11 protein-coding genes and 1 tRNA gene are annotated in these 13,031 nt (G+C 57.3%); 5 read left to right on the top strand and 7 right to left on the bottom strand.

The genetic code is table 11. From position 1 onward, the window contains the following. Positions 1-33: 33 nt before the first annotated feature. From QP941_RS02155 to QP941_RS02170, 4 genes are read right to left on the bottom strand one after another with little or no spacing between them, the layout of a single operon-like run. On the bottom strand, positions 34-798 hold the full coding sequence (locus QP941_RS02155; protein WP_005323289.1) for an amino acid ABC transporter ATP-binding protein: 765 nt from the start codon (positions 796-798) through the stop codon (positions 34-36). Then, entirely contained in the window at positions 798-1,751 is a 954-nt protein-coding gene (locus QP941_RS02160) for an amino acid ABC transporter permease (protein WP_284767377.1), read from the bottom strand. Before QP941_RS02160 ends, QP941_RS02155 begins: the two co-directional genes overlap by 1 nt. Further along, entirely contained in the window at positions 1,744-2,631 is an 888-nt protein-coding gene (locus QP941_RS02165; protein WP_284767376.1) for an ABC transporter substrate-binding protein, read from the bottom strand. The genes QP941_RS02160 and QP941_RS02165 overlap by 8 nt, the downstream gene beginning before the upstream one ends. Continuing rightward, positions 2,631-3,467, bottom strand: a complete 837-nt coding sequence (locus QP941_RS02170; RefSeq protein WP_284767374.1) for a DUF368 domain-containing protein — start codon at positions 3,465-3,467, stop codon at positions 2,631-2,633. Before QP941_RS02170 ends, QP941_RS02165 begins: the two co-directional genes overlap by 1 nt. A gap of 425 nt (positions 3,468-3,892) precedes the next feature. Between QP941_RS02170 and QP941_RS02175 the strand changes: the two genes are divergently transcribed. Both QP941_RS02175 and QP941_RS02180 read left to right on the top strand, forming a co-directional pair. Continuing rightward, entirely contained in the window at positions 3,893-6,076 is a 2,184-nt protein-coding gene (locus QP941_RS02175) for a LamG-like jellyroll fold domain-containing protein (RefSeq protein ID WP_284867837.1), read from the top strand. 227 nt (positions 6,077-6,303) lie between these two features. Next, positions 6,304-7,506, top strand: coding sequence for an IS481 family transposase (locus tag QP941_RS02180; RefSeq protein WP_284867838.1), 1,203 nt, complete (start codon positions 6,304-6,306; stop codon positions 7,504-7,506). 53 nt (positions 7,507-7,559) lie between these two features. On the opposite strand, the gene QP941_RS02185 is transcribed toward QP941_RS02180, so the two are convergent. Next, positions 7,560-7,633, bottom strand: a tRNA-Leu gene (locus QP941_RS02185). A gap of 149 nt (positions 7,634-7,782) precedes the next feature. Between QP941_RS02185 and polA the strand changes: the two genes are divergently transcribed. The 3 genes from polA (at position 7,783) to QP941_RS02200 (ending at position 11,806) form a co-directional block, all read left to right on the top strand. After that, the gene (gene polA / locus QP941_RS02190) at positions 7,783-10,431 is read left to right on the top strand and encodes a DNA polymerase I (RefSeq protein ID WP_284867840.1); all 2,649 of its coding nucleotides are present in this window, start codon (positions 7,783-7,785) and stop codon (positions 10,429-10,431) included. Positions 10,432-10,492: 61 nt separating this feature from the next. Further along, positions 10,493-11,374, top strand: a complete 882-nt coding sequence (locus QP941_RS02195) for a DNA glycosylase AlkZ-like family protein (RefSeq protein ID WP_284867842.1) — start codon at positions 10,493-10,495, stop codon at positions 11,372-11,374. A 75-nt stretch (positions 11,375-11,449) separates the two neighbouring features. Beyond that, positions 11,450-11,806 (top strand): hypothetical protein, encoded by a 357-nt coding sequence (locus tag QP941_RS02200; RefSeq protein ID WP_284843957.1) that lies wholly within the window; start codon positions 11,450-11,452, stop codon positions 11,804-11,806. On the opposite strand, the gene QP941_RS02205 is transcribed toward QP941_RS02200, so the two are convergent. Further along, the gene (locus QP941_RS02205) at positions 11,770-12,240 is read right to left on the bottom strand and encodes an RDD family protein (protein WP_284867843.1); all 471 of its coding nucleotides are present in this window, start codon (positions 12,238-12,240) and stop codon (positions 11,770-11,772) included. The genes QP941_RS02200 and QP941_RS02205 overlap by 37 nt on opposite strands. A gap of 9 nt (positions 12,241-12,249) precedes the next feature. Continuing rightward, positions 12,250-12,981: a class I SAM-dependent methyltransferase gene (locus QP941_RS02210; RefSeq protein ID WP_284867844.1), complete on the bottom strand. Its 732-nt coding sequence runs from the start codon at positions 12,979-12,981 to the stop codon at positions 12,250-12,252. Positions 12,982-13,031 lie beyond the last annotated feature (50 nt).

Consider the following 13,031-nt stretch of genomic DNA (forward strand, 5'->3'; position numbering starts at 1 on the left):
GGGCTGAAGGTACTCTTTGGAGTGTAGTGGGGGTTATAGCAACGAAGCCAAAAAGTCCTTGGTGCGTGGTTGTTGCGGGTTATCCAAAACTTCAGCTGGGCTGCCGGACTCAATGACCACGCCGCCGTCCATGAAGAAGACCTTGTCGGCTACCTCGCGCGCAAAACCCATCTCGTGGGTGACTACGAGCATGGTCATGCCTTCGGCCGCGAGGTCCTTCATAACGCGCAGCACTTCGCCGACGAGCTCTGGATCGAGGGCGGACGTAGGTTCGTCGAAAAGCATGAGCTTAGGGTCCATGGCCACCGCACGAGCGATGGCAACGCGCTGTTGCTGGCCGCCAGAGAGCTGCACCGGGTAGTTATTGGCCTTGGACGCCAAGCCAACGTCTTCCAGCAGCTCCATAGCGCGGGCGCGGGCGGTTTCTTCCGGAATCTTTTTCACCTGCACCGGTGCCTCGATGATGTTTTCAATCACCGTGCGGTGGGGGAAGAGGTTGAAAGACTGAAAGACCATGCCGATATCGGAGCGCTGCTCTGCGGCTTCCTTTTCGCTGATCTCATAAAGGGTGCCGTTCTTTTCGCGGTAGCCAATCAGCTCGCCGTCGACGTAGAGTCGGCCCGCAGTTGCCTTATCAAGGTGGTTGACGCAGCGCAGGAAGGTGGACTTGCCGGAGCCCGAGGGGCCCAACAGGCAGGCCACTTCGCCGGGCTGGACCTCAAGGTCAATGCCTTTGAGGACCTCGAGTTGTCCGAAGGACTTATGGACGTTCTGGGCGGAAATCATGGGAGTAGCCATTAGTTTTTAGCCTCCGAAATCACGGATACGTTGCGGGGGATAGTGCCTTCAGCGTCTGCCAGCGCAGCAAGTTGGCGGCCAGTAAGTTCGCGGGTCGCACCGCGCTCAAAGCGGCGCTCCAGGAAGTACTGACCCACCATCAGCAGGGACGTAACTACGAGGTACCAGGAAGCTGCGACCAGCAGCAGCGGGATGGGCTGGAAGAGGGCGGCGGAAATATCCGTGGTGCGACCGAAGATTTCCTCGGTATAAGGAATAGCCACCACGAGGGAAGAGGTCTTGAGCAAAGAAATGAACTCATTGCCTGTGGGCGGAATGATAATGCGCATGGCCTGCGGAAGGACGGTGCGGCGCATGGTCATCCACCAGGACATGCCCAGTGCCTTGGAGGCTTCCTTCTGGCCCTCGGGAACGGAGGTGATACCGGAGCGCACGATCTCGGCCATATAGGCAGCTTCATTAAGGCCCAGTCCCATCACCGCAAGGAAGAAGGCGTTGGTGAGGATCGTCTGCAAAGACACCTCGGTAAAGCCCAAGTTGATGGATTGGTAGATGGCGGAGAGCAGTCCCCAGAACACCAGCTGCACATAGATCGGTGTTCCGCGGAAGACCCAGAGGAATATCCAGGAGACGCTGCGCAGCACCGGGTTGGGGGACATGCGCATAACCGCAAGGATGGCACCACCGACAACGCCGATGATCATGGACAAAATGGTGATGGCGATGGTGTGCAAGGAAGCAAGCGCGATGCGCTCATCAAAGAGGTACTGGAAGTAAGTGTCCCAGCCAAATGCCTCGTTGCGGGCGGAAGCAATGATAAACCACACGCCGAGCACGATAAGCAGGCCGGCGAAGACCCAGCGCCACGGGTGACGTAGAGGTCGCGCCTCGATCTTGGCGGGCTTTTCCTTAGGCTCTGCCGTAGCTGGCGTCGCCGCATTTTCATTAACCATTGATCGGCCTTTCATTAATCATTGCCTGGTCTATTAAGCCATCCTCGATGCCCCAGCGGGACAAAATTTCTGCATACTCACCGGTTTCGATGAGGTGTTGCAGTGCCGCAGCCGAGGCCTTGCCCAAATCGGAATCCTTGGGTACGGCAAAGCCATAGGGCGATGCTTGGAACATATCGCCTACCTGCCGCATTTTTCCTTCGGAGCGATTGACCGCCCACGCCGTTACTGGGGAGTCTGCAGACAGGGCATCTGCGCGCCCCATAAGTACTGCCAGCGCGGCGTTGTCACCGGTGTCATAAGACAAGACTGTGAGATCGCCGTTGCACGCATCCTTCTTAGGGCGCACATCGTCGGTTTCAGATACCGTGGTGCGCTGCACCGCAACGGTCAAGCCGCAAGGATTATCTGGGTCAACCTTCTTAGGTCCATCTACTCGCTCGGCCCACTGGATGCCAGCGTAGAGGTGATCTACAAAGTCGAATTCATTGCGGCGCTCGGGGTTATCCGTGAACCCGGATGCGCCCATATCAATCTGGCCCGATTGCACGGCGGGCAGGATCATGGAGAAGTCCTGTTCCACGGGCTGGAAATCGAGGCCCAAGACGCCGGCAACGGCGCGAGCAAGATCGAGTTCGACGCCTTGGAGTGCGCCGTGGGAATCCTTAAGCTGAAATGGGGCATAGGGTGGGTTAGTTCCGGCAGTGAGGACGCCATCGTTGTCGTTATACATGGCGGCAATTTCCGGCACCATTGCGGAATGGGGTTCTTCCCAGCCGTCCGGTGTGGAATCTTCCTCGTTGGTGACGCAGGCGCCCAGGCTCAGCGTGGGGACGAGGACCGCGGCGATAGTTGCGCGGCGAGAAAACGAGCGCGGCATTATTTTTGCGCCGTCCTTTCATCTATAGCGCGGGCCTTCCTCATGTCTACGAAGATGAACGCGGAGACGATAAGCGCACCGAGGATGAACATGCCGATGATGATGCCGCTAGAGGCATCTTGGTCAGCTCCCCACGGCCACAGTGCGCGCAGAGAACCGAGCATGAAACCTGCCATGGCCATCAGCGTGGGGGCGCGGTGATGATCCAACAGGAAGTTCAATACCTTGATAAACGCCGCAAGACCACACAAGGCACCTAAGGCGAAGACGGCGATAGTGCCCAGGTCCCGATCCGAAACGGCGCCAATGATGGGCTGGTAGAGGCCCATGGTCAGCAGGATGAGCGAACCGGAGATGCCAGGCAGGATAAGTGCGCATACCGCGATGGCGGCGGCGAAGAAGACCACAATAAGGCTGGGGTTCTCGTGCGGTTCGGAGGTGAAGCCGGTGATAAAGAAGATGGCAATCGTGGCAACGACGAACGCGATGATGGACGAGGGGTGTAGCCGTTCCTGCTTGGAGAGCATGGATAGCGGTACAAAAATGGACACGGCCACCATGCCCAAAAAGAGCGCCCCGGACGCCGATACGTGATTATCTACGAAGTTAGATAGCACGGTGGACATTCCGAAGACGGCGATGAACATGCCGATTGCTACGGAGATGAGGAAGCTCCATTCCACCTTTTTGAAGCGGCCGGAGATGAGATCGTTGGCGTTGTGGACTGCGCGTTCATAAATGCCCACGATGAGCGCCACGGTGCCACCGGAGATGCCCGGTACAAGCTCGGCCATGCCGATGAGGGCGCCGCGGATTGCGTTCAAAATGTATTGCATAAATTAAAAATCTACCTGGGAGGGGACTGGTGCGGAGGGCGACTGGCCTAGCAAGGCGACAGAAAAGTGCCGAAGCGTGAGGCTAGGCGAACCGCCGTGAAGCGTAATGCATATCTTTCATTAGAGGGCGGTGGGCTACCTACCGCGGGAGGGGAGGATCTTCTCCCTAACCGTAGAGGTAAAACCGTATTCATGAATATTCTGTCAGTTTAATGCACCCCAATGCAACTATGCAGTTTGGGGCAGGTTATACGGAATCTCACACGGGAAGATGTCTTTTTCAGAGGCAACCATAAGTTTCCCATTATTCAGTCTTCTGTTTACGCGGGTGTCAACTAACTGAAAGGTTCGCACCCTAGAATCCCTCGCGTATTCCCGCCATTTCCCCTGTGCAAGCATTCCTTTCCAGTCTTAAAGGACTCTCTATGAAAAATCGATTTGTCCTGCCAGCGCTAACTGCAACCGCGGTGGTGGGCAACCTCATCGTTGTACCGGCAGCAGGCGCTGCGGAGGTTGGGGCTGAGGGGGCGTCGCCCAGCGAGGGTTCTCGCTTTAGCATCGGCGTCCTACCGGATACCCAGTTCTATTCGCGCTATTCCACCCCGGAGACGGGCAACTTGGCCCAAGCTCGCTACGGAAGCGAACCCTACTTGTCCCAAACTCAATGGTTGGTAGACCACCAAGACGAGCTGAACATGGACTTCGTCACCCACCTGGGTGACGTTGTAGACCAGTGGAACGTGGAGGGCGAATGGCAGGTAGCTGATAAGGCTATGCAGGTCCTCGACGATTCGGACCTGAACTACTCCATTCTGCCCGGCAATCACGACATGGACGTCGAGGGTGCGTCGGCTCACCCGTATGACAAGTGGTTTAGCGCCGATCGTGCCAAGGCCGCTAATCCGGAGACTTTCCAAGAACGTTACACTGCGGTCAATAATGACTCCGAGGCCCACATCTTTGAAGCCGAGGGTCAGAAGTACCTCAACCTTGCGCTGGGCTGGCGCGCCGATGAAAAAGCCATTGAGTGGGCGCAAGGCATCATTGATCAGCACCCAGACCTTCCGGTCATTGTGACCACCCATGAGGCCCTCAATATCGATGGCGAGGGTAACGTCTTCTATTCCGATGACTATGGCAAGGGCCTGTGGGATAAGTTCATCAAGCGCAACGACCAGATCTTCCTGGTGATGGGCGGCCACCACCACGGTGCGGGCTACCGCGTGGACAAAAACGATGCCGGGCACGACGTCGTTTCCATCTTGCAGGACTATCAGATGGCCTACCAGGGCGGAAATGGTCTGCTGGGCGTGCTAGAGTTCGACCTTTCCGGCAAGCAGCTGGAGATGACCGCGCTCTCGCCGTGGGTGGCGCAGAAGCCGCACGAGGAGCTGACGCAGTTCGACAAGCTCACCCTAGATGACAAGGGCGATAGCTACGCCATCCCGTTCGACTTTGAGCAGCGCTTTTCCTCCTTTTCCCCGGAGTTCACCGTGGGTGAGGGCCACCAGCCGGACCTGGCGCAGCGTGCGCGCGACATCGCCGCGGAAGGCTATAGGCCCTATACCATCGCGGAGGATGAGCTGCCCAAGGGTGCGGATGACTTTGCCAAGAACGACCACACCGTATTCCACTGGCGTCCGGGCCAGGCCCAAGACAAGGACGGGCATGCGCTTGCCGACGGCGCCCCTGCCGGCCGTGGCACCACCATCCCCGACGTTTCCAGCGATTCCGGCAGCGACCTGCACCGCTCTGGCGCGATGCTAGGTGATCGGGTGACCTATAGCTCCGATCACCACCCGCTGTCCTCTGATTCCGGATCCCTCTTCTGGTCCGACCCTGCCGGCAAGGTCGGCAACGCCGAGTTCCGCACCGACAAGGGCGCGCCGGCCAATAGCGTGGATACTACCAAGGGGTACACCTTCGAGTCCTTCGTCAAGATTCCGAAGGACTTCAATGGTGCCCAGCATGGTTGGGGAAGCGCGCTCAGCCGCGACTCTGCCATTAATAAGCTGGTGGACGGCTCTAATGACACGGACCCCACCGTCATGTTTGGTATCTCCAATCTCCGCGAGCTGCGCTGGTGGGCGGAGCCGAAGCAGGGAAGCGGTTCTACCGTATGGTCCCACGAGGTACCCAAGGACGAGTGGATGCACATCGCCGTGGTCAATGATCCGGAGCGCGATAGCGTGGAGATGTTCATCAACGGTGCGCCTATCTTGCGCAACGCGGTAGGTGCCGAAGGTCTTCTCCCGCGTGACCTGCAGTGGGTTATGGGCGGTGGTTTTGATAACCAGCGCCCGCAGGACCCGTGGTACGGCTGGATCGGCGAGACCCGCCTGACCCAGGGTGTTCTGGGCAAGGAGGAATGGCTTACCGCCCGTGCACACGATGACGGCGAACCGGCCGATACTACGCAGCCGTCCGCAGGTAGCTCCGCTTCGAGCAGCGACGCGAGCTCCAAGCCCGCAGTTCTGGGAGCAATCCTCGGCATCGCGGGCGTGGCCGGACTCATCGGCCTAGCCCTGCCGCAACTGAAGACTTCGATCCCGCAAATCAACGCGCTCCTGCGCAAGTATCACCTGCCAACCTTGCCTGAACTGGGCTAAAGCAAAGACCTCGGCTTCCCTGACTTGGTGGAAACCGAGGTCTTATCTCGTTGTGCCCCTGGTGATGTCTGGTTCGGCGAGATCGTTCCGCATGTCTCATGAGATCGTTCCGGTTCCACCAGCTCAGATGTCTCACCACATCGATCCGGCAGAAAGCCGTGAGGCTAAAACTGCCCAGAGATGGCGAAAAGCGATGTGTCGAGACATCGATCCTCCATGCTTTAAAAATGGAGAAGAGCTCAAAACCAAGCCCAAAAATCATCATCGAAACCATGCTCGCCACCGGTATGACCCAGGCCGAAGCAGCTGAACACTTCAATGTCAGCACACGATGGATCCGAACACTTCAAGCCCGCTACCGAGATGGCGGAATCAAGGCGCTAGAACCACGATCTAAACGCCCTCGCACGAATCCTCGAGCACTCGATCCCAGTACTGTCGACCGCATCCTTCAACTGCGCCAAGACCTCACAAAACGCGGTACCGATGCCGGTGCCCACACCATTCGATGGCACCTACAACAAGATGGAATCGACCCACCACCAGCACCGTCAACAATCCACCGAGTTCTGACAAACAACGGTCACGTCACACCACAGCCACAAAAGCGTCCCCGCAGCTCATGGACACGATTCCAAGCCGATCAACCTAACGAAACATGGCAAATGGACTACAGTGACTGGACCATCGCAGGACACAAGCGCGTAGTCATCCTCACCATCTTGGATGACCACTCCCGGTTCATCATCTCGTGCCACGCCTACAACAACGCTACCGTGGCAAACGTCATGGAAAGTTTCATTAACGCAGGGCAAATACACGGCTTTCCGCAATCCACCCTCACCGACAACGGCCGAGCATTCACAACCAGCGCCGATCGGACAAACCCCGCACGAAACGGCTTCGAGCAACTACTCATCGACCTAGGAATCAAGCAGAAAAACGGCAAACCCTACCACCCCCAAACCCAAGGAAAAGTCGAACGCTTCCACTACACCCTTAAACTAGCCCTTTCGAACAAAACACCAGCTCACAACCTCGATGAACTCAACGCTCAGCTAAAAGAAATCATCGGATACTACAACTACAAACGCCCCCATAGAGCCCTAAACAGAACCACCCCCGCAGAAGCCTATACAGCCCTACCAAAAGCGCATCCAACAGAAATCAAACCAGACCGCGACTACCGACTACGCACCGACAAAGTAAGCACCAACGGCAAAACAACCCTGCGATGGGGCGGCAAACTACGCCGCCTCTACATCGGACGCAGATGGGGCGGACAACCCATCACAATGGTCTGCGTCGACAACCATGTCGACATCAAAATAACCGCCACCGGGGCACAAATCGCCGCCTACACACTCACCGAAGAAAAGATCTACTACAACAAGAAAGACAACAAACTCAGCCCCCAACGGGGCAACTGAAAACGAAAAATCTCGAGACACCGACCGGAACGATGTCTCGAGACTTCACATTGTGCCCCTGGTGAGACTCGAACTCACACTGGACGGGTTTTGAATCCGTTGCCTCTGCCAATTGGGCTACAGGGGCGCACAGTGTAAAGGCGGATTGCCTTTGACTGTGAAAATAGTAGCGCAGGCACTAGGCGAATTCCTAATTGGGTAGGGGCAGTGGGGGAATGCCCACGTCATCCACAATATCTACACCGGGGTGTTCGGATGTCGGGGGGCTTCTCTAGGATGGGGCAGGTGACTACTAATCAGCCTCGACTTCTGCTCATTGACGGCCACTCTATGGCCTTTCGTGCCTTCTATGCCCTGCCGGTGGATAATTTCTCCACCTCAGGAGGTCAGCACACTAATGCCGTGTATGGCTTCTTATCGATGCTCTCTAATATCGTGGCGGAAGAGACCCCCGACGCCATTGCGGTGGCATTCGACGTGGGGCGCAAGACCTTCCGCACTGAGATGTTCCCGGACTATAAGGCCCAGCGCGAGGCTGCGCCGGAGGAATTCAAGGGTCAGGTAGACCTCATTCGCGAGGTGCTCGAGGTACTGGGCATTACCACCCTCTCTCGTGAGAACTACGAGGCCGATGACATTCTGGCTACACTCGCAACCGAGGCACAGGACTATGAGACCCTCATCGTTACCGGTGACCGTGACTACCTGCAGTTGGTTAATGAGTCCACGACGGTGCTCTATCCCATGAAGGGCGTATCCACGCTCCACCGCTTTACCCCATCCGCGGTAGAAGAAAAGTACGGTCTCACCCCCGCGCAGTACCCAGACTTTGCCGCGCTGCGTGGCGATCCTTCCGATAATTTGCCGGGCATCCCAAAGGTGGGCGAGAAGACTGCCACCAAGTGGATAGTCAAGTATGGAGACTTGGCATCCTTGGTAGAGCACGCCGAGGAAATTAAGGGCGTGGTGGGCAATAACTTCCGCGAGCGCATCGAGCAGGTGCAGATGAACCGGAAACTAACCCAGATGATCACGGACATGGACTTAGAAGTCGGTCCCGACGATTTGGCGTTTAAGGAAGCCAAGGTCGCCGACGTTGCCGCCAAGTTCGATGACCTAGAGTTCGGTACCAACCTGCGCGATCGCGTACTCGCCGCCATTCCCAATGATGGTGCTGAGGCAGCGCAGCAAGCCGAGGAAGTCCAAGAGCTAGAAACAGTCATCGACGATGAGCCATTGTCTCAGTGGCTGCCAGGCCGTAAGCACGTTGCAGTTTATGTCCAAGGCGAGGGAAACCCGGGGCAGGGTGATGCTTCGGCGATTGCTTTCGTGGACCAAGAACGCCACGGCCTGCAAGTGGAGCTGGGCGATCTTACTGCCGAGGATGATAAGGCCCTTGCGCAGTGGTTGGCCTCCGATGCGCCGAAGTATTTCCACGAAGCGAAGGCCGCTTTCCATATGCTCGCCGGCCGCGGGATTGAGCTGGCAGGCATCGCTCATGACACGGCCCTTGCCGCTTACCTGTTACGCCCCGGTCAGCGCACTTATGCGCTTGCCGACGTCTACCAGCGCCACCTCCAAAAGACCCTCGGCGCCGCCACGGAACAGCTTTCCCTGCTGGATGATTCCTCTCTAGTGGACCAGGCCGCAGCAATTATGGAGCTTGCAGAAAGGCTCACCGCAGAGCTACAGGAGATTGACTCTTTCGAGCTCTATACCGACCTGGAGCTGCCGCTGGTAACCATTCTGGCGCGCATGGAGGCTACCGGAATTGCCGTTGACGTTGACATTCTCGAAACGCAAAAGGACGCCTTTGTAGAGCAGGTTGCCGAACAAGAGCGCGCCGCCCGCGAGCTTGCCGGCGATGACAAGCTCAACCTCAACTCGCCAAAGCAGTTGCAAACCGTGCTCTTTGAGACATTTGAGCTGCCCAAGACCAAGAAGACGAAGACGGGCTATTCCACCGCGGCCAAGGAGATTGAACAGCTCGCGGCTAAGAACCCTCACCCTTTCCTCGATCATCTCTTGGCACACCGCGAGTACCAGAAGATGAAGACCACCTTGGAAGGTCTCATCAAAACCGTGCAGCCTGACGGCCGCATTCACACCACGTTTAACCAAACCGTGGCCTCTACCGGCCGCTTGTCATCCACCGAACCCAACCTGCAAAACATCCCCGTGCGCACCGAAGCAGGCCGCCAGATTCGTTCTGCCTTCATCGTGGGCGATGGCTTCGATGAACTCATGACTGCGGACTACTCCCAGATTGAGATGCGTGTCATGGCGCACCTCTCCGCAGACCCGGGCCTCATCGAGGCCTACAAGGAAGGCGAAGACCTGCACAACTATGTTGGCTCTCGAGTCTTTGACGTTCCAGTTGACCAGGTGACACCCGAGCTGCGCCGCCGGGTCAAGGCCATGTCCTATGGGTTGGTTTACGGTCTTTCCGCTTTCGGTCTATCCCAGCAATTGGGCATTCCGGCGGGCGAGGCAAAGTCCATTATGGAAAGCTACTTTGAGCGCTTTGGCGGCGTGAAGAAGTACCTCGATGAAGTCGTGGTCCAAGCCCGCAGGGATGGCTACACGGCAACGCTCTTTGGCCGTCGCCGCTACTTGCCAGAGCTCAACTCCGATAACCGCCTAGCACGCGAGAACGCGGAGCGCGCAGCACTTAATGCGCCGATTCAGGGCACTGCCGCTGACATCATTAAGGTGGCAATGATTCGCGTGGACCGCGCACTGCAAGGGTTGAAGTCCCGTGTGCTGCTTCAGGTGCACGATGAATTGGTAGTTGAAGTCGCCTCCGGTGAGGCGGACAAAGTTCGAGAGATTCTCGAGCGCGAGATGGACTCAGCGATTGAGCTGAACGTGCCGCTGGAGGTCTCCGCCGGTGCCGGCAAGGATTGGGATGCCGCAGCCCACTAGCTCGGTTACTTTCTCTCGCCGGGAAAAGGCGCGCCTGAGGCTCGCCTCGCAAGGCCTAACCATGCGGCGGTGGGAGAGTGTTGAGGAGGCGGCCCGCGCCTTCGGTGTCATGCAAGGCCAGGACCTGCATTCGGTTCGCCGGTCACTGGCTTTGCGGGCGAAAGACCATTCGGATGCTGGAAACATTGTGCGTGGGTATCCCATGCGGAATACGCTTTTCGCGGCTTCTATCAAGGACATAGGCTGGATAACCGAACTCTGCGCCAAAGGGCGCAAGGGTGATACCGAGCTGCGGGCAGAGGTAAACAAGCTCATTGATCGTCCGCTTTCGCGCGCCGAACTCAAGGACCGGGCTGCAACAGCGTTGCCCGACGTACCCTTTTGGCATGTTGTGCGTGTAGCAATGGAAAGCGGTCACGCCGTCTATTCCGGAGCGGAACAGCTCATCTCGCCGGTGGATCTGCCGGGGCTAGAGGAGACCTTCAACGGTGATAAAGTTGCGGCGACTGCGGAGCTGATGACTCGGTACTTCCGCACTCACGGTCCCGCAACGTTGCGGGACTTTGCCTGGTGGGCAAAGCTCCCACAAAAACTGATACGGCCCGCAGCCGAATGCCTCCCGCCGGACATCGTGCGCTGCGGCGATGATTCCCAGGACCTTGTTTCGGCTGAGATAGTGGGAATGGCCGAAGCGCGAAAGAAGCAATCGGTATTGCTGCTGGGAGCATTTGACGAGTACATCTTGGGTTATCAAGACCGTCTATTTGCGATGACAAACGAGGTCCATGAAGTACTGGTACCGGGAAATCGTGGAGTATTTCGCCGCGCCATCGTGGTGGATGGACAGGTTCGTGGGACGTGGAATAAGCAAGCCATTGAGGACTTGGGCATGCCCGGCTATGCAATACGGAAAGTTCAAAAGTTGTCGCGCGATGCGCACTAAGTTTTTAGGTAGCCTTTTCTGTGCGGAAAAAGTTATGAGTGTAAGTCGAAAAGTCAAGAAGGGAATTGCCGAGCAGTGACGTTAGAAGAGAAGACGAATAAGTGGATCCTCCGCGTCTTTGAAAGCCTGTGGGCCATTCAAGTAAACTTTCTAGCCATCGATATTGCTGGCCTCGGGCTTGAACGGTTTCTTGCAGAACATAAGGCCTATGCCATCGGGTACGGAATTATTGCGGTGTCTTATGTTGTGGCCGCCATGACCATCGCCCGCGTGGCAGCCAACCCGAAGGTCAGAAGACTAACGGCCGCCGCGGTGATGGTGGTAGCTACGGCACTAGCATTCCTTTTCCCATCTTCCTGGATGTTCGCTGTCCTGGTAGTCCTTGCGCTCCTGTATTATTTGGTGCCGCGAAAAGAAGGCGTGTCCATCTGAGGCCGGCGCTCGACTAGGCAATTGGCCAGCATGTCAAAAGGGGTTTGGCCGAAGGCGAGGACACTCACGCTTAGGACGCCGAGTAGCAACGGCACAATAAACGGTACTCCCGTCAGCGTGAGCATAGAAAGTAACAGCCAGGAATTGCGGAGGCAGGCTGCGCGCCATCCGGGGTGGGTAGCGAGGATCTCCAGCTTGAGTGACCATTTTCCCAGCGAGGTTGTCTTCGTGGCCTCGGCCCATACCCGGTAGGCGTAGAAGACTAGGGCGAGGGCCACAGCGTTGTAAATCTCGAGGGTGTGGCCGGTTAAGGGGGCGTCGGCAAGTGCATTGATTGCCCAGCGCCCCACAACGATCACGGCCGCTGCCAGGAAAGCGTCGATCCACCATGCGAGGCCACGGCGCAAAAGTAGGCCAATTCGATCCAGAAACATGCCCATAGGTTAGCGGCAATTCCGGCAGACGAAAATAATCGTGCCGGGGAAGATTTCGCCTCGCTCTGGCGACCATTGGCCCCAAGTGGTGGTGAGATCCTTAGGCCATTCGGGCTCGATAATGTCCTCGATTAGGAAAGGGCCTTCGCCCTGTAAAGCCTGAAACCAATCGGCGATAGTGCGGTGGAACTCCGCATAGGTCAGGTTGCCATCGTGGTCTTGCTCCAGATAAGCACGATCGAAATAGCTGATATCGGCCGTCAGATCGGCGGGGTCATCAGGGAATATCCAGCGCATCGGGTGGTTGGCCGAAAGGACAAAGCGACCGGTTGGTTTAAGAACGCGGGAGACTTCGCTTAGGGCTAAGTCAAGGTTGGCAAGGAAGGGAAAGGCGCCGAAAGCCGAGAATGCGGCGTCGAAGGAGTCGGTGGCGTAGGGGAGTGAAAGCGCATCGGCTTGGGTTAAGGGGAGTCCGAGTGCAGCGTGGTTGAGCATGCCGCGGGAGATATCGAAGCCGGTGGCGAAGTGCGCGCGTGTCTGGAGCCATTGGGTACACGGGGCGGAGCCGCAGCCAATTTCGAGGACGGAAGAAGCCGAGACGTCGCCTAGCAAGTGTGCTTGGTCCTCGTGGAGCATTTCTGGGCACCAATAAAAGGAGGAAAGGTAGTCGGGGTGCTCGGCGTGGTAGTTGGTGGCGTCGCTATCCCAGTAGGCTTGGTTCGCGTGCGAGGGGGAAGTCACGGTGGGAGAAAATCCTTTGCAAAATAGTTGGTCCGTGTATTTGCCCTTTA

This window comes from Corynebacterium sp. MSK150 (genome assembly GCF_030229215.1).
GTDB lineage: Bacteria > Actinomycetota > Actinomycetes > Mycobacteriales > Mycobacteriaceae > Corynebacterium.